The sequence below is a fragment of the Methylobacterium sp. WL8 genome (genome assembly GCF_008040045.1).
In the GTDB taxonomy this organism is placed as follows: domain Bacteria; phylum Pseudomonadota; class Alphaproteobacteria; order Rhizobiales; family Beijerinckiaceae; genus Methylobacterium; species Methylobacterium cerastii.
On record NZ_VRVF01000032.1, the window covers coordinates 1 to 17,279 of the forward strand.

16 protein-coding genes are annotated in these 17,279 nt (G+C 65.4%); 11 read left to right on the top strand and 5 right to left on the bottom strand.

What is annotated here, in order from left to right; translation table 11 throughout:
* Positions 1-102: 102 nt before the first annotated feature.
* Together FV234_RS13170 and FV234_RS13175 are read right to left on the bottom strand one after the other, a co-directional pair.
* Positions 103-516, bottom strand: a complete 414-nt coding sequence (locus tag FV234_RS13170; RefSeq protein ID WP_147829679.1) for a hypothetical protein — start codon at positions 514-516, stop codon at positions 103-105.
* A gap of 314 nt (positions 517-830) precedes the next feature.
* Entirely contained in the window at positions 831-1,187 is a 357-nt protein-coding gene (locus tag FV234_RS13175) for a hypothetical protein (RefSeq protein ID WP_147829681.1), read from the bottom strand.
* 83 nt (positions 1,188-1,270) lie between these two features.
* Here FV234_RS13175 and FV234_RS13180 point away from each other — a divergent pair, with 83 nt between their 5' ends.
* The 3 genes from FV234_RS13180 to FV234_RS13190 all read left to right on the top strand — a co-directional run bounded on the left by FV234_RS13180 (position 1,271) and on the right by FV234_RS13190 (position 4,661).
* Positions 1,271-1,993: a hypothetical protein gene (locus FV234_RS13180; protein ID WP_147829683.1), complete on the top strand. Its 723-nt coding sequence runs from the start codon at positions 1,271-1,273 to the stop codon at positions 1,991-1,993.
* A gap of 338 nt (positions 1,994-2,331) precedes the next feature.
* A complete protein-coding gene (locus FV234_RS13185; protein WP_147829685.1) occupies positions 2,332-4,482 on the top strand; it encodes an AAA family ATPase in 2,151 nt (716 codons plus the stop codon).
* Positions 4,482-4,661: a hypothetical protein gene (locus tag FV234_RS13190; RefSeq protein ID WP_147829687.1), complete on the top strand. Its 180-nt coding sequence runs from the start codon at positions 4,482-4,484 to the stop codon at positions 4,659-4,661. Before FV234_RS13185 ends, FV234_RS13190 begins: the two co-directional genes overlap by 1 nt.
* A 549-nt stretch (positions 4,662-5,210) precedes the next feature.
* Here FV234_RS13190 and FV234_RS13195 read toward each other — a convergent pair.
* Positions 5,211-5,606, bottom strand: coding sequence for a MucR family transcriptional regulator (locus FV234_RS13195; protein WP_147829742.1), 396 nt, complete (start codon positions 5,604-5,606; stop codon positions 5,211-5,213).
* 388 nt (positions 5,607-5,994) lie between these two features.
* Here FV234_RS13195 and FV234_RS13200 point away from each other — a divergent pair, with 388 nt between their 5' ends.
* Positions 5,995-6,561, top strand: a complete 567-nt coding sequence (locus FV234_RS13200) for a MucR family transcriptional regulator (protein WP_147829689.1) — start codon at positions 5,995-5,997, stop codon at positions 6,559-6,561.
* A gap of 499 nt (positions 6,562-7,060) precedes the next feature.
* Here FV234_RS13200 and FV234_RS13210 read toward each other — a convergent pair whose 3' ends face one another.
* Together FV234_RS13210 and FV234_RS13225 are read right to left on the bottom strand one after the other, a co-directional pair.
* The gene (locus tag FV234_RS13210) at positions 7,061-7,312 is read right to left on the bottom strand and encodes a hypothetical protein (RefSeq protein WP_238262605.1); all 252 of its coding nucleotides are present in this window, start codon (positions 7,310-7,312) and stop codon (positions 7,061-7,063) included.
* A gap of 691 nt (positions 7,313-8,003) precedes the next feature.
* Complete coding sequence (locus tag FV234_RS13225) at positions 8,004-9,194, bottom strand: MFS transporter (protein ID WP_246686189.1); 1,191 nt, start codon at positions 9,192-9,194, stop codon at positions 8,004-8,006.
* A 476-nt stretch (positions 9,195-9,670) separates the two neighbouring features.
* Here FV234_RS13225 and FV234_RS13230 point away from each other — a divergent pair, with 476 nt between their 5' ends.
* From FV234_RS13230 to FV234_RS13260, 7 genes are all read left to right on the top strand, one after another.
* Positions 9,671-10,885, top strand: a complete 1,215-nt coding sequence (locus tag FV234_RS13230; RefSeq protein ID WP_147829695.1) for an ABC transporter substrate-binding protein — start codon at positions 9,671-9,673, stop codon at positions 10,883-10,885.
* Positions 10,886-11,072: 187 nt separating this feature from the next.
* A complete protein-coding gene (locus FV234_RS13235) occupies positions 11,073-11,927 on the top strand; it encodes a branched-chain amino acid ABC transporter permease (protein ID WP_187273674.1) in 855 nt (284 codons plus the stop codon).
* A 12-nt stretch (positions 11,928-11,939) separates the two neighbouring features.
* On the top strand, positions 11,940-12,995 hold the full coding sequence (locus FV234_RS13240) for a branched-chain amino acid ABC transporter permease (RefSeq protein ID WP_147829697.1): 1,056 nt from the start codon (positions 11,940-11,942) through the stop codon (positions 12,993-12,995).
* A complete protein-coding gene (locus FV234_RS13245; protein WP_147829699.1) occupies positions 12,992-13,780 on the top strand; it encodes an ABC transporter ATP-binding protein in 789 nt (262 codons plus the stop codon). The genes FV234_RS13240 and FV234_RS13245 overlap by 4 nt, the downstream gene beginning before the upstream one ends.
* Positions 13,777-14,490 carry an ABC transporter ATP-binding protein gene (locus FV234_RS13250; RefSeq protein WP_147764192.1) on the top strand — a complete coding sequence of 238 codons (714 nt, stop codon included), beginning with the start codon at positions 13,777-13,779 and terminating at the stop codon, positions 14,488-14,490. The genes FV234_RS13245 and FV234_RS13250 overlap by 4 nt, the downstream gene beginning before the upstream one ends.
* A 23-nt stretch (positions 14,491-14,513) precedes the next feature.
* Positions 14,514-15,761 (top strand): Zn-dependent hydrolase, encoded by a 1,248-nt coding sequence (locus FV234_RS13255; RefSeq protein WP_147829701.1) that lies wholly within the window; start codon positions 14,514-14,516, stop codon positions 15,759-15,761.
* Between the two features lie 29 nt (positions 15,762-15,790).
* Complete coding sequence (locus FV234_RS13260; protein WP_147829703.1) at positions 15,791-17,278, top strand: M81 family metallopeptidase; 1,488 nt, start codon at positions 15,791-15,793, stop codon at positions 17,276-17,278.
* Position 17,279: the final 1 nt, after the last annotated feature.

A 17,279-nucleotide genomic window follows, 5' to 3' on the forward strand; every position in this document is an offset into this window, starting at 1 on the left:
GAAAGCATCGCCCCGATCGGCGATGATCCCCTCGTCAGCCTGCCCACCCTCGCAGCCTGATCGTCCCGGCCCAAGCCGGTGATCGTGGTGGCCCTCACCAAGCTACACCACGCCTAGGGACACGACCCCGATCTGGACCAGCAATCTACGGGTCGCCCATACGGCGCGGGCGTCGGATGCCCGAGGTTCGGTCAGCACGAAGGAGCGTCGCAGAAGCGCCCCGCCGGGTGGGCCCGGACGAAGCGACATGACGTCGGCATCGCGAAGCGCGATGACATGAATGGCTGTCCCGTCGGCGACCAGACGAAGGTTGAGCGATTCGTCGCCCTCGGTCGTAGGATGTTCATAGTGGATTTCGTCGATCGCCGGATCCAGTGTTACCTGTATCAAAAGATCTCGGTGCCATCGAAATACATACGGGATCGGGCCAGCGGTTTTGAACGAGATAAATCCGGGATGTCGGACCGTTTGATTTGAAATCGAGCGTACGTTAGCTTCTATGGATTCAACCTGCATTTCGATCGACCTTCGTTTGTCTCGATCGATCGCCCTGGACCCAGCCATCGGCGATCGGTCTGGAACTTGATGCCCATATCTCTCCGTCCTGGCGTCGGTGGGTCGTAGTCTTGGACCCGGAACTCAGGTGCTTCTGTTCTACCAATCTATATGTTGGGCAAACAGGAAAAATTTTCGGGTCAGCTTCTTTTGTCGGTCCGGGCGGGATATCGATGAATACTCATACAAATGTCGAAGGCATGCACACATATTCAATCATTTTATGAGCGGCACAGCTATCGCGCGGGGTAGCGGCGGCTAATGTAGGCAGGGTATCAATCACTTGGCTCGGATTTAGCCTGATCCGTCGTCTGACCGATCCAGAGCCGAACTGCATCGATGAATTCGCGTCCGGCTCCGGTGCGGGCTGCCTGCTCCGCCAGCTGGTTCATGACTATGGTGGCCGAACGTGCGAACGCTTTCTCTGCGGCGAGATCGCGAACGACTTCGTGATGCGGGCCGAAAGGCATCTCCAAGCTCGTCATCGTGTCGATGAGATAGCGGATCTCGGCAGGCGGACCTTTGCTCGCCCAGTTGTGGACCGTTCTTTCGGTGACACCGATCTCCGAAGCGAAGCCGACCTGCGTACGTCCCAGGAGTCGCAGCCTATGTTTGAACTCTGATCCGGTCATGACCCGCCGAACCACCTGCTTCGCCTTGAAGGAACCGTATGAGAAGCCACGATGCGTAACACGTTGTAGACGATCGCCCCCTCATGAAACGAAGGAACGACGAAGCCTTCATAGGGTCAGCCGGGGAGTTTCGATCCATGGGGTTCGGGAAGCAATCCCCCAGCGTCCGGCAGCCGGCGACATATCATATCCTCCGAGTTCGGCGGCACGGAACTCCTGATTTCGAGCAGACCGACAAAAGGCTGATCAGACGTATCCAGAACGGCGACGCTTCACTTCAAGCAATTTTTGACGGAGCATCGGGCTTTGACGTTGCTGATTACGACCTTATCGGGTTCGGCGTTAGAGTCTACGATGATCATTATAGTTTCGCTTCTCGCGATGATAGGCAAATCGAAATCCAGACGTTGAGGATGCGCAGCCGCATTGTCGTAACATTCACGAATTTTGATCGTAGGATCGTAGGCTTGATTCGGATCAAAGACACAGGCCCCGACAAGGAGCTGCTATCCAAGTTCCTCGATGCCGCCGATCGAAAGACCCGGAGCGGAGACCGAACGAAACTCGAAATTCATGTAGGCGCCCCCGCCGAGGACGAGGTGCAGGTAGCGACCTTACTGCAGCTAAGCGAGGTGGTGCGGACCGTCGTCGGCATCATGAGGAGCGCGATTACGCACGCTTCGCATCTTCACCCATGCCCCGATCGCGATCCATGCGTGCGATGGATATCCGCATGCGACTGCGATCTTCGTGTCGACACTGGGAGCGGCAAGGTCTCGACCGGAACGAGTGACTCGGGGTCGTGACGCCGTATCGTGACAGGTGGCACCAGGGACTTGCTTGGTTCAGCGTCGCCTACGGATTTCGACCATCCAGCATTCCGCCTTGATCGCTAGCGTGAACTGTGACGGACCACGCTTGGGCCATCGTATCTATCCACAGGCAAGCCGACAGGATGCAAACGGAAGCTTGCGCTCTGTTCTTTATTTGTTCTACATCCATTCTGTCGCCTATGAAGCAGGCGATCTCCTGAAGCCGACGCCCGCCGTGTGCTCTGATTCCTTCGAGCCAGCCGCGTCGCTGCATCCGATCCAGCCCTCACGCTGACGGCCGGCGCCGCTGCCCGGCCGTGGGAGATCATGCCATGTTGCCGAACTCAACAAACTCGATTGATCAGCATCCAGACACCAGGCCGTTAGACGCGCTCGCCCGTGCCTTCCTTCGAACCCTCGCCAAGGAGGAGCGCGGAAACCTCAAGCTACTCCGCGATGTCGGGTTCGGTCTCGGCCATGACGATGAGGCCGACGATCCCGTCGAGCGGATCCTCGCCAAGACTGAGGGCGAGAAGAAAACCGAGCACGTGCCTATCCCCGCGGATCTTGCCGCGGTGGCCGTCCTCGTCGCTCGCGCCATCGAGGCGGAAGACGGTCTCGTCCGTCGTCTACGGCGGGAGGCGCCGGTCGTCGTCATCACCACCCACCTGCCCGATCTCGTCGAGCCGGTTCGAGACGTTCTCGAGAAGTGCGCCTTCCGCCCGGGCGTCAAAGCGATGGACCTGAGCGGCAGCAGGCCTGCCGCTCTGAAGCCGACGCAGGTTGGCCTGCTCATCCGAGACGGCTCGTACAAAGAACACAGGCCGGATGTCGGTAACCTCATGATGGCCTCGGCACTCCACGCGCGGGTTCCGATCGTCGGATGCGCGCCCGATCCGACACGCCAACTGCCGCGCGATCTCTTGCGCGCTGCCGAGCATCGCATCGTGCTCCCCTGCCTCGATCAGAGCGCACTCGACCTCGTCATCGAAGCAGTCACCGGGGGATGCTCGACCCGACGGATCGATCCCGATCTGGTTCGCACCCTCGACATCGCCGATCTGCCGATCGCATTCCGGGGAGCCACCTCGCCCGATGCCTGTATCGACGCGCTCGCCCGGGTCACGGCAGCCAAGGCCGACTACCTTCAGACGGGGCCGGCGCTGGAGGATCTCGACGGGTATGGAGCGGCCAAGGATTGGGGCCTCGCACTCGCTACCGATCTGCAGTCCTATCGCGTCGGTCGCCTCGCCTGGGCCGACATCGACAATCGAGGCTTGCTGCTGTCGGGCCCTCCTGGCGTCGGCAAGACCAGCTTTGCCCGCGCCCTGGCGAAGTCCGCACGTGTTCCGCTGGTGGCGACGTCGGTCGCGGAATGGTGCGCATCGGACTACCTCTCCGGCACCCTGCAGGCGATCCGCCGGGTGTTTGCGCAAGCCAGAACGCAGGCGCCGTGCATCCTGTTCATCGATGAGCTCGACGGCATCTCCGACCGTGCGCAGATCCGCGGCGATCACGTCCAGTACTGGACACAGATCGTAAACCTGTTCCTCGAGCTGCTCGCTGGCGTCGAGGAGCGCCCGGGCGTGGTCGTCGTCGCGGCCACCAACCATCCCGACAGGATCGACCCCGCCGTGAAGCGTGCAGGGCGCCTCGACCGAGAGATTGCCATCGAGAGGCCGGATACGACGAGCCTCGCCAGGATCTTCCGGCACCATCTCGGTGTCGACGAACTCGCCGGCGATTCGTTGATGCCGCTCGCGCTGGCCGCGCGCGGCAGAACGGGCGCCGATGTCGAGGCGTTCGTGCGCCGCGCCAAAGGCGCGGCACGTCGCGCCGGGCGCCGGATCGGTCTCGACGACGTCCTAGCTGAGGTTCGTCAGGGACGGCTCGCGATGCCCCCGGCGACACGGTGGCGTACCGCGATCCACGAGGCGGGTCATGCGATCGTAGGTCGGGTCCTTGGCTGCGGAACGATCGTCGATGTGCTGCTTCACGATGGCGGTGGGCAGGCTCAATTCAAGCATGACGTGGATGGCTCCGCGACGCTGCCGCAGCTCGAGGCGGTCCTCGCAATGCTGCTGGCTGGAGGCGTTGCTGAGGAGATCGAGCTTGGCGCTGCCTGCATCGGCAGTGGATCCGGTCCAGGCTCTGATCTTGCCCAGGCGACGACGATCGCTGGGGACATCGAGCTTCGGTTCGGGCTCGGCAAGCTCGGGCCGTTCTACGTCGCGCCCTCGGACAGCCACCTCTTTCTCGTGAACGGGCTTCTCGAGGCGGTAACCGATCGCCTACGAAGAGCGCGCGACCGATCCCGCACCGTGCTGGAGGCACGATCGACGGAGCTGCATGCTATCGCCTCGGAGCTTGCGGAAGCCGGATACCTCTCCGTCGTGGACATCGACCGGCTCATGCCGAACCATGATGCATTTGCGCCGACCGAGCTTACGTCCGTTCCGGCCCTGAACCGAGGAGCCGCGTGATGTTCTCGCTTCCTCCCGACGAAACTGATCTCGGGGACCTTCAGCCCCTTGCGCATGCCATCGCGGACCTCTGCGAAATCCTTGATGGCGACCGTTACGTCGTCATTGAAGGCTTGGCAGAGATCCTGCGGCGACGCATCGAGTTTGAGGCTCTTAAGCAGCGTACTGATCTGGGATAGGCAGCGTGATACGAGCCGGTGGAATGCCTACGGCTCGTATCGATGTGGGTGCGCCTGCTCGAGAAGGGCGGCAAGGCGGTGGACCTGCCGTGCCACCACAGACAGCCGTCCTGATCCGTTTCGGCTATCGCGTATACCGGCCGGAGGCGGACATCGAGGGTGAGGACCTGGTGATCTGTACCCCGGGCGGCGTTCTGTCAGGCGTTCAGCTGAAGAGCCGTCCCCTGGTCGATTGGCGCCGATACGGTGGCCGTGAACTGCTGATGCTGTTCCCATCCATGCCCTACAGCTCTGTGGCTGTCCGAGCATGGTTTCTCGTCCCCCACGATCCCTTCTACGGATGGGTGAAGGTTCGGCACAGTCATACCGCGAAGGGGGCGAGCAATGGTCATATCCGGCGACAAGCAGGTATCTCGCTGCTTTTCTCGACCCGTACGAGGTGCGACCGCCAGCAGAGGCGGTGGGTTGATCGTCACCAGCCACATGCGGTTCGGTGTGTGCTGAACGCCGAAGCCCGCCGGCAGATCGCGGCGGGCTTCTAAGGCCTGCTCAGGCGGCCATACGGCCCGGCCGGCCGAGGCCGATGTTCTTCGCGAGGGCGGAGCGGGCCTCCGAGTACGAGGCTGCCGTCGTCGGGTAGTCAGCCGGCAGGCCGAACTTCGCGCGGTAGCTGTGCGGGTTGAGGCCGTGCTTCGTCAGGTGGCGCTTCAGCGTCTTGTAGGGCTTGCCGTCGATGAAGGAGACCAACCCGTCGGGCCGGATGGACTTGCGGATCTGTGCCGCGGTGGGCTTCTCGACCTCTTCGGCCGGGGAGCTGACGCCACCGGCGGCTGTCCCGCTCGCGATGCCGTTGAGGGCCGCATGGACGGTGCCGATCAATCCCGGAAGCTCAGTCGCCGGTACGCGGTTGTTCGAAACGTAAGCCGCTACCAGTTCGCTTACCATTGCGAGCATATCGGGGTTCAACCCCAGGTTATCTTTGGTCACTTCGTTCGTCCTGTGTGTACGCTACCGGCGTGAGATCTACCGATCTCAGATTTAGATCAAGGCACAACTCGCTCAAGATCGCGCGAGCCTGCCGTGACCTGTACGCATGCTGTGAGGATTTGGTTTCGGTGAAGACTGGCTAGGGCGTCCCATCGGGGCGGCCCCGACTTTTGCGCGGTGCTCCGCGGCAGCACCGCGTCAGGCGCGTTGCATTTGGCTGTTGCCCACCTCTGCAACAGCAGTGCGCAGCAACAAATCTCTATCCGTGCTGTAGCATTCACCAGTGTGTTTTTCATAGAGGTAGCTTGACCACCAGCCCCGGGCGGTAGAGCGATAGATCCTCTTGATGGAAGGAAACACCGTGGACGAACAAGTCGAAACTCAATCCAGCAACTTCATCGAACTCGCTGCCGACCTCGTGGCGGCCTACGTGTCGAACAACAACGTGCCGGTGTCGGAGCTGCCTAGCGTGATTGCCAGCGTGCATGCTGCCGTTGCAGGTCTTGCTAACCCAACGCCCGCTGAGCCCGCCGGCCCGGAGAAGCCGACGCCGGCCCAGGTGAAGAAGTCGATCACGCCTGATGCGCTAATCTCCTTCATCGACGGCAAGCGGTACAAGACGCTAAAGCGCCACCTGACCACGCATGGCCTGACGATGGACGGCTACAGGGCGCTCTATGGTTTGCCCTCGGACTACCCTTCGACCTGCTCTGCCTACTCCGCTCAGCGTTCCGAGCTGGCCCGGTCGCTCGGCCTCGGTCAGCAGCGACGGAAGGTAGCCCCCAAGGCTGCGGACACGGGCGAGACGGCCTCCGAGGCGCCCAAGACCCGCGGGCGGCCGCGTAAGGCCGCAGAGGCTTCCGAGGCGGCTCCCAAGGCGAAGGGCCGCAAGAAGGCCGCCGAACCGGCTTGAGGCCGCTCCGCGCCCCATTCCGGTACACCGCGGCACCCGTCGCGGTGACGTGCCTGTAACCGGGTGCCGGCATCCTGCACCTGGGCCAAGTTGCGCATCGGCCTAGCTGGTGAGATCCGGGGTTCCCCCGCTCCGTGAGCAGATCGGAGCGGGGCCGAACCGATCTCACCATTCACCGCCACTCCCCTTTGTGCTACGATCCTTGGACCGGACACAGCCGATGAGGTGCGTGGATGGACCAGAAGCATGGCCTTGAAGTTTTCATCTTCAGCTTCGCTCTCTTCATGACGTTTTGGAGCTTGCGGCCGAGTTGGCTCCGCTCGAAAAATCCCTGGGGGTCTGGTCCTTCATGGGCTACCGGTTCAAGCAGTTCATCTTCGTCTGACGGTTCGTCTTCGTCGGATGGCTCCGGTCACGGATGCTCGAATGGTGGCTCCAGCGATGGCGGCGGAGGTTGCGGTGACGGAGGTAGTGGAGGCGGTGGCGACTAACGCTGTCCTCACCCTTGCCGTGCTTGCTGAGTGGCCAGCACGTCGGTGAACGGCTTCGACACCACATGCCACCCTGATGCGTCGTAGACCTCGACGGTCCAAGCCGACCAGTCGCGTGGAGGGCTGCTGAGCATCACGTCCAGCGCGACCCGCTCGGCGTGGACGCGCATCAGCGCCCAGGTCGGCAGCCGCTTGCCCTGCCGATCGGCGACAAGGTCGTGCCCGTTCGTGCAGTGGAAGCGGTAAAGCGGTGTCGGCATTGGCCTTCTACCCCGCCCTCCACACCATCTCACCGCTTCGCGCCTGGCCGTCGTCGCCATGGTTGAACCGTTGGTCTGCTTGCTGTCTGTTCCTTGTATGTTCTTGGACAAGTCGGAGCGCCGATGCACCCCCAGCCGCATGAACCGCCTGTGGAGATCCGGCTGAGCGAGGCCGAGACGATCGCGCTCGCCTACCGCCGGGCTGCCCGCGGTGACGCCTGGGCCGCGCTGGTAAGGGTGGTTGAGAATGCGCTTGCTGACTTGGCGGAGGCAGAGCGCCGATCGCTGCGGCGGGATCGGCTCGTCTCCCACGGGTATGGAAGGCTCAAGGCATTCCGCAGTCGATCGCGAGCGGCGCACGGGCTGGAACGCGAGTGATCTACGCCGTTGGCCCTGACGGCGCGACGATCGAGTTCATGCAGCCGCCAGCCTCCGTCCAAAATCTCTGATCCGGCCGGGCGGGGAACCGCTTGCCATCTCGATCCGAAATAGACGGGGCCCGGCGAACGACCGCTTCGGAGGAGCCTCGACGGCAGTGCAGGCGACTGTGTTGGGTCGGGTTCGGAACGTCCGCTTCCGGGGGAAAAAACCAACCTTAGCTTATGGCCGTTGATATATTGCCGAAGCCTCCGATGGTGGTCTGGCGCAAGCATCGTTGCGACGGAACGAAACAGGAACCAGTGCGCCGCGATTAGGTCGTTGTCTCATCCCCACCCCAGCGACGCAGCGCCCGGACATGCGGCCGAAGCAACGTGATGCCCAGCAGCGAGATGACGGCGAGCATCGTGCCAAATAGCGCGATCGGTAGCCACGCCCCGCCGGAGGCCTCCGCCAGCACTGTGCCGACGATCGGCGTCAGCCCCCCAGCCACTGCACCGCTGAACTGGTAGCCGATCGAGATGGCGGTGTAGCGCACCCGGGTCGGAAAGGCGCTAGCCACGTAGCCGGCCACCACCGCGTAGAAGCTCGCAATGCCGAGCTGGATCAGGCAAAGGCCCAGCGTGATCCCGGCGAACGAGCGCGTCTCCAGCAACAGAAACAGCGGGTAGGGTGTGAGGATGCACCAAACCAGCGAAAGCTGGAGGAAGCGGCTCTCATCGCCGAGCCGCTCGGCCACGCGCGCAGCCACCGGCTGGACGACGAACTGTACCACGGCGGTGATCAGCAGGGCGTCGAGGATCACCGCGCGCTCGATATGCAGATACTGCACGGCGAAGGTGATGAGAAACACCTGGTAGAGATACACCGAAGCGATAGCAAAGGTGTTGGCGGCGATCGCCATCAGCAGCGGGCCTCGCTGAGTGCGCAGCACCTCCGGGATCGGCGTATCCCGGGCGAGCGCCTCCCGATCGGCCGCCTGCGAGGCCTGGAAGGCTGGCGATTCCGCTACACCGAGCCGGATCACGAAACCCACCGCCAGGAGCACGACGCTGGCGAGAAACGGCAGCCGCCAACCCCAGGCGAGGAACGCCTCCTTGTCCATTAGCCCAGCCAGGCGGAACGCCAGCAGCGAGAGGATCTGTCCGGCCGGGCTACCCAACTGGGCGAAGGAAGCGAAATACGTGCTGCGACCGCGGGGGGCATGCTCGGCGGCGAGCAGTACGGCGCCGCCCCACTCACCGCCGACCGCGATGCCCTGGAACAGGCGTAGCAGCACCAGGGCAACCGGCGCCCAGACGCCAGCCGTGGCGTAGGTCGGCAGTAGCCCGATCCCGCTGGTGGCCAGCCCCATCATGACGAGCGTGGCGATAAGTGCGCGCTTGCGCCCGTAGCGATCGCCAAGGTGGCCGAAGATGAGGCCGCCGGCTGGCCGCGCAAAGAAACCGACGGCGAAGGCGCCGAACGCGGATAGCGTGCCAAGGAACGGGGTCTCGCCCGCCAAAAAAGAGTGGGCCGAACACCAGCGCCGCCGCGACACCGTAGATGAAGAAGTCGTACCATTCGATGGTCGTGCCGATGAAGGCGGCGACCGCGGCTCGGCGCGACTGGTCGGCGACGCCCGCGGATGGAGTGGTTTGCGCCTGCATGTACGCTCCGCGACCGGGAGCCGAGCGCACGTCACCCGGCCTGTCATCAGGTCACGACCACCGCCAGCGTGCAAGCCGCCAGCGTGCAAGCTGCCAGTGTGCCAGCAACCGAGCGCCGCTCGCATAAATGCGTCTTCCCGCGGGCACGAGGATTCCCTCCAACGTGCCCGTTTGCCTAAAATTCGGACGTTTGCTCGCCGTTCGTCCGGCCGCAACGCAACATTTCGTCATGCGTCGCAGCAACTCCGGGTCCCTTGACGACCACATTCAATTATCATTCTATGCGTATAGTTCGGATAGTACGCTCGTACGCCCAGTGGAGAGCGGTGGAATGCACGATCGTCGTCAATTCCTGAAAACCTCGCTCGTGGCCGCCCTGGGGGCGTCCGGACTCCCGCTGTACGGGGTCCTGCGCGGCGCCAGGGCCGCAGACGGGCCTCTCGTCATTGGTACGCCGTTGCCGATCTCCGGCGCCTTCGCAGCCAATGGCAAGTACGCCTCGCTCGGCGCCGCCTTCGCCGCGCAGGAGGCCGGCAAGATCCTCGGTCGCGCCGTTACGGTCGCGGACATCGACACCGAGGGCAAGCCGGCCCCGGCCGCCCGCAAAATGCAGGAGGCGATGGCGCAGGGTACGCGCCTCTTCGCCGGCGGCATCCTCTCCTCCGAGGCCTTGGTGATGGGCAAAGAGGCATCAAAGTCCGACGGCGTCTTCATCACCACGGCCGGCGCTGACGAAATCACCGGATCGGACTGCAATCGCGGCACCTTCCGCTGGACGGTGCCGACCTTCGGCGCCATTGCGCAGACCGTGCGGCCACTCATCGCGCAGATGCCACAGGCCAAGCGATGGTACACGATCACCCCGCAATACGTGTTCGGCGAAGGCCTCCTCAGCGCTGCTAAAGCGGTCTTCCAAGAGAAGGGGATCGAGCACGTCGGCAACAGCTACCACTCGCTGGCCGAGAAGGAGTTCAGTGGCTATCTCACCAACGCCATCGCGGCCAAGCCCGATGTGTTGCTGCTCCTCAACTTCGGCTCGCAGTCCTCGGACGCACTGCGCCAAGCTGTCAGCTTCGGCCTGAAGAAGCGGATGACGATCGTGCTCGCCTGGGCTTCGGGCCTGGAACAGTTCGAAGCCCTGGGCGCCGACATCTGCGAGGGCGTCTACTTCGGCGCGCAGTACTGGCATGGCATCGACTCACCCCTGAACAAGGCCCTGGTGGCCAAGGTCCGCGAGACCGCCAAGATGACGCCGAACTACTCCTTTGCCGGCTCGTACCAGATCACCAAGCTGCTCCTCGATGCGGCCACGAAGGCCGGCAGCGCCGACAGCTCCGCCGTGATCAAGGCGCTTGAAGGGATGCACTACTCTGGCCTCACCGGCGAGGAGGAGATCCGCGCCGCCGACCATCAGGTCATCAAGGATTACTACCTGCTCAAGGGCAAGGCGAAGTCTGCCATGAAGGACAAGGACGATTTCGCCGAGGTCATCCAGTCCGGCAAGTCGTTCCTCACGCCCGAGGCCGCCGGCTGCAAGATGACGTAACGGCTGAACGTCAATCACGCCTGCCTTCGCGGTGAGAGTGGCCCACGTGCAATGCGGGTCAGTGCGACCTCTCCGGATAGCGCGTGGCCTTCAATCGATCCTCCGACGCGGGCCACCCTTTGCTCGCGAGGGGAGAAGAAGCCGCGTCTTGCGAAGCGAACGATACCTTGGCTGAACGGGAAACCTCGTGACCTACCTGTTCCAGATCCTGAACGGCCTTGGGCTCGGGATGCTCTACTTCCTCCTTGCGGTGGGCCTGAGCATCATCTTCGGACTTCTGCAATTCGTGAACTTCGCCCATGGAGCGTTCTACCTTCTCGGCGCCTACCTCGCCTACGAAGGCGTCGAACGTGGGCTGAGCTTCTGGGTAGCAATGCCACTCGCCGCTCTCGTCGTGGCTATCCTAGCGGGCATCATCGAGCGGCTGCTCCTGCGTCGCGTCTACAAACTGCCCCACACCTTCCACATCCTTGTCACCGTCGGGCTCGCCCTTGTGGTGCAAGAGCTGGTCATCATCATCTGGGGGCCCATCGGCGGGAATGTTCCCCCACCGGATACCCTCAGCGGAGTGATGATCCTCGGTGACTTCGTCTACCCAGAGTATCGCCTCTTCGTGATCGGCTTCACGGCGATCCTGGCAGCAGGCCTATGGTGGCTCCTCGATCGGACGCGCCTTGGCGCCATCGTACGGGCCGGGTCGGAATCTCCGTCGAACATGGCGCTGCTCGGCTACGATACCCTGCGCATCAACACTGCCGTCTTCGCGCTCGGCGCCGGGCTGGCTGGCCTGGCCGGAGCGCTCGCCGCCCCCATCCGCGGCGTCGAGCCCTTCATGGGAGTCGAAGCCCTCGGCATCGCCTTCGTCGTGGTGGTGATCGGCGGCATGGGCAGCTACGTCGGGGCGCTCGCGGCCGGCATCCTCGTCGGCGTCGCCCAGAGCCTAATGGCCACCCTGTGGCCCGAGGGCGCACGCCTGGTCATCTATCTCGGCATGGCCGGCATCATCATGGCGATGCCGCGCGGCCTGTTCGGCCGAGCCTAAGGGGAAGAGGCGATGATTCCTTTCCTCGACCGACCCCTGGTGCAGTTCGGCCTCGCGGTCGCTGCCGTCCTGATCCTGCCTCTCGCTATGCGTTCCGGTACGCTCGCCAGCGAGATTCTGATCTACGGATTGGCGGTAGCCGCCTGCAACCTGCTGCTGGGCTATACCGGCCTCCTGTCTTTCGGCCAGGGCATCTTCTTCGGCCTCGGCAGCTATGTCGCGGGGCTAGGCCTTGTCCGGGCCGGCCTGCCGGTCCCTGTCATGCTTCTGCTGGCGCTGGTCCTGGGAGCTCTGGTGGCGGCCGCCGTGGGCTGGGTCTCGATCCGGCGCCAGGGCGTCTACTTCGTGATGCTGACGCTGGCCTTCTCGCAGATGTTCTACTTCCTGGCCTACACCTTCAGCGGCGTCACCGGCGGCGACAATGGCCTGCTCGACATCCCGCGCCCGCGCTTCGCCAGCACGGTGCTGGCCGATACATGGACCTACTACACCTTCGTGGCCGTGCTCTTCCTCACGCTTTTCGCTGCCCTGCAGCGGGTCGCGCTCTCGACCTTCGGGCGCACCCTGCTGGCCATCCGCGACAATGAGGGCCGGGCCGGGGCGATTGGCTACCCGGTGCGCGCCTTCAAGGTCGCGGCCTTCGCGATCTCCGGCGCGGTCACCGCCTTCGCGGGTGCGCTCCACGCCATGCTGATCGGCGTCGCGCCCCTCTCGAACATCGACTATCACACCAGCGAGACCCTGCTGATCATGACGATCATCGGCGGCAGCGCGAACCTATTCGCCTCGCTCCTCGGGGCCGGCGCCTACCTGCTCGCCGCGGACGCCCTGTCGGCGATATGGTCGCGCTGGCTCCTGCTTCTTGGGCTCCTCCTCATCATCATCACGCTGTTCCTGCAACGGGGCCTCTGGGGCCTGATCGAGCGCGCCGTCGCCCTAGTGACCCGGGCGCCGCCGCCCGACGACCCCACGCCCGACCGGCCGGTGGTAGCGAACCTCGAAGTTGCCCCTGTGGGGGCGGTTGGTCCCGCGGTCGAGACCGGCCGCGCACCGGAGGTCGCTCGATGAGCGTGCCGATCCTCGCCACCGACGAACTCGGCGTCCGCTACGGCAGCTTCGTCGCCCTGCAGGACGTAACCCTGCGCATCGCCGAGAACAGCGTCCACTCGATCATCGGCCCGAACGGCGCTGGCAAAACCACCCTGTTCCACGCGCTGACCGGGCGGATCACGCCCTCGGCCGGGCGCATCACCCTAGCCGGCCGGGACATCACCCGCACCGCCGACCACGAGCGCGTGCGCCTCGGCCTCGCCCGCTCCTTCCAGGTCACCAGCCTCTTCCCGACGCTCAGTGTTCGTGAAAACTTGCGGCTGGCCGCGCAGGGTAAGACGCCCTGGCAGGCACTGGCCCCATGGCGCCGAGCCGAGGCGAACCGACCGGCGCTGGCCATGGCCGAGGCGATGCTGGAACGACTCGACCTTACCAGGGTAGCCCTGCGCGCTGCCGGCGAACTCTCGCACGGCCAGCAGCGGCGCCTCGAAGTCGGAATGGCCATGGCGGCGGCCCCGAAGGTCATCCTCCTCGACGAGCCGACCTCCGGCATGGGCATCGAAGACATAGGCGCGATGACGGCGCTGATCCGCGACCTCGGGCGCGACCACACCGTCCTGTTCATCGAGCACAACATGGGCATCGTCATGAACATCTCCGATACCGTGACGGTGATGCGTGCCGGCCGCGTGCTCGTGGAGGGGTCGCCGGCCCGAGTCCGCGACGACCCGGAGGTGCGCCGGGCCTATCTCGGCAACATGATCACCGGCGACCTGACGCCGGCCGAGGCGCACGCCTCGTGAGCGGCCCGGTCGCCCTCAGCCTGGACGGGGTCCAGGGCTTCTACGGCAAAAGCCACATCCTCCAGGGCGTCAGTCTGGAGGTTCGCGACGGCGAAATCGTCTGCCTGCTCGGGCGCAACGGGGCTGGCAAGACATCGACGCTGAAAGCAATCAGCGGCCTCCTCCCGCCGCGCGGCGGCCGGGTGCGATTCCGCGGCAACGACGTAGCGGGCTGGCCCGCTCACCGCATCGCTCGGGCCGGCCTTACCCTCGTGCCGGAGGATCGCGGTATCTTCAGCCTCCTCAGCGTCGAGGAGAACCTAGCCATCGCCGTGCGCAAGGGGTCGCCCTGGGGCATGCGGGAGATCTTCACGATGTTCCCGCGCCTGGAGGAACGCCGCCGCAACGGGGGCGCGCAGCTCTCGGGAGGCGAGCAGCAGATGCTGTCGATTGCCCGCGCCCTCCTCACCGGGCCTAAGCTCCTTATGCTCGACGAACCGGTGGAGGGTCTCGCGCCCGTCATCGTCGAAGAGATCGTCGCCCAAATCCGGGTCATACGCGACGCCGGGGTCCCGATCCTGCTGGTGGAGCAGAACCTCGCGGTCTGCACGAGCCTCGCCGACCGTCACTACATCCTCGAACTCGGCCGCGTCGCCTACGCGGCCGGCAATGCCGACTTCGTCGCCGACGAGGCGGCGCGCGACCGCTTCCTCGGCGTGAAGGCGGCGTGAGCCGAACGGAGTCCGGGGTACCGATGTCGAATCTCACCATCAACGCCGAGCGCCTCTGGGACAGCCTGACCGAGACCGCTGCCATCGGCGCCACTCCGGACGGGGGCATCGCCCGCCTGACGCTGAGCGATGAGGACCGCCGGGTGCGCGACTGGCTGCGGACCCAGGTCGAGGCCTTGGGCTGTACCCTCACGGTGGATGCGGTCGGCAACATGTTCGCGCTGCGCCCTGGCCGGAATCCGGACCTGAAGCCGATCGCGCTGGGGAGCCACCTTGATACTCAGCCCACTGGCGGAAAGTTCGACGGGGTGCTCGGCGTGCTGGCCGGGCTCGAAGTGCTGCGCACCCTCGACGGGGCCGGCTACGTCACCGAGGCGCCACTCCTGCTGGTGAACTGGACCAACGAGGAAGGCGCACGCTTCTCTCCCGCCATGCTGGGCTCCGGCGTCTATGCGGGCATCTATGCTGTCGACTGGGCCGAGGCGCGCCAGGACAGCGCCGGCACCTGCTTCGGCGCGGCCCTCGACGCCATCGGCTATCGCGGCGCCGCAGCGCCCGGCTCGGTGCCGTTCGGGGCGATGTTCGAGCTGCACATCGAGCAGGGACCGATCCTGGAAGCGGAAGGCGCCACCATCGGTGTGGTGCATGGCGTGCAGGGCATGCGCTGGTACGAGGTTACCCTGGAGGGCCAGTCCGCCCATACAGGCTCGACCCCCATGCCGTTGCGGCGCAACGCCCTGATCGGCGGCGCCCGCCTAGTAGAGGCTGTGGATGCAACAGCCCGGGCGCACGCCCCCGACGCGGTCGGCACCGTCGGCCACCTCACGGTGACGCCGAACTCCAACAACGTCATCCCGGGCCACGTCTTCCTCACGGTGGACCTGCGCCACCCGCAGGACGCGGTGCTCGACATCATGGAGGCGGCCCTGGAGGCGGCCGTAGCGCGCATCGGCGCCGAGCTCGGTCTCGAGACTCGCTTGAAGTCCATTGCGCGAACCGCCCCCGTGGCCTTTGATCCCGGCTGCATCGCCTCAGTTCGGCGCGCGGCCGAAAAGGGCGGCCACGCCACCCGCGACATGGTCTCTGGGGCGGGGCACGATGCCGCCCACGTCGCCGGCCTGGTGCCCACCACCATGGTGTTCGTGCCGAGCGCCGGTGGTCTCAGCCACAACCCAGCCGAATCCACCGCTCCGTCCGAATGCGCCGCCGGCGCGCAGGTCCTGCTCGACACGGTGCTCGACTACGACGCCCGCCAGTCCCCCGCAGCTTGATCCCGAACCCCAGCAAGGCTTCGAAGCGCATGCGTATCGTCACCGCCCGGGTGAACCACGAAACCAACACCTTCTCGCCCTTGGCGACCCCGCTGGCCGCTTTCAACCCGCTCTGGGGTGAGGCGGCCCTGGTGGCGGGGCGCGACAGCACCACGGCGCTCGGCGCCTTCATACGCTTCGCGGAAGTGCGTGGCGCCACCGTTGCGGTGCCGATCTTGGCTCATGCCAACCCGAGCGGCCCGGTTGCAGACGCGGCCTTCGAGGCACTTAGCGCGGCGATCCTCGACGCAATTCGCCAAGGCTGCGACGCCATCCTCCTTGATCTGCACGGGGCGATGGTGACGGAGAGCCACGACGACGGCGAGGGCGAGCTCCTGTCCCGCATCCGCGCCCTGGCGCCCGGCGTGCCGCTCGGCGTCGCCCTCGACCTCCACGGAAACGTCACCGACCGGATGGTGGCGAACTGCGACGCGATCGCCGGCTTCAAGACCTACCCACACGTGGACATGGCCGAGACGGGCACCCTCGTCGCCGGCATCGTCGGGCGCATGCTCGACGAGGGCCTCGCGCCGCGCCGGGCCTGGGTCCATCCGCCGATGCTCGCCCACACCCTGCGCATGGACACTCGCGTGCCCGGCCCGATGTATTCGGCTGTCGCCGCCGCCCGGGCGGCGGAGTCCCGCCCGGGCGTCCTCGCCGCGACGATCTTCGGCGGCTTCTGCCTGGCCGACCTCTACGAGGCCGGCGTCTCCGTCACGGTCACGGCGGAGACGCAAGGGGCCGCTGATGCGGCGGCCCGCGACCTCGCGGCCGAGCTCTGGGGCGCCCGCAAGGACTTCGTTTACGTGGAGGTGCCGCTAGCCGAGTCCATCGCGGCAGCAAAGGCCGCGCTGTCTGGGCCGGGCGACGGACCGGTGCTCCTCCTCGACCACGGCGACAACTGCATGTCGGGCGGCACCTGCGACGTAATGGACGTCCTCGCCGCTGCCCTAGCAGCCGGGATGGACGGCATCCTCGCCGGCCCAATCTGCGATCCGGAGGCCGTCGCGACCATGCACGCGGCGGGCGTCGGCGCCCGGATCGAACTAGGCCTCGGGAACCGCGTGGCCTTGCCGGGCTTGGAACGCCAGCCCTCCCTCCACCTCGCCGGGACGGTGACGGCCCTGGGCGACGGCGAGTATGTCATCACCGGCCCAACCTATACCGGCCAGCGCTGCCGCATGGGGCGGGCGGCGGTACTGGATACAGGTGCGGCCCGCATCCTCGTCACGGAAGAGCCACACGAGCCCTGGGACCTCGGCGTCTTTACCGCCTCCGGCCTTGACCCGGCAGCAACCCGGGTGCTGATCCTGAAGTCGCGGATGTATTGCCGGCCGGTCTTTGAGCCCATCGCCCGGGCGGTGGTGGAATGTGCGAGCCGGGGCGTGACCAGCTCCGACTATGGGCTGTTCCCGTTCGCCAAACTCGCCCGCCCGATCTTCCCCCTCGATGCCGACGTGGCCTGGACGCCGCGATGAG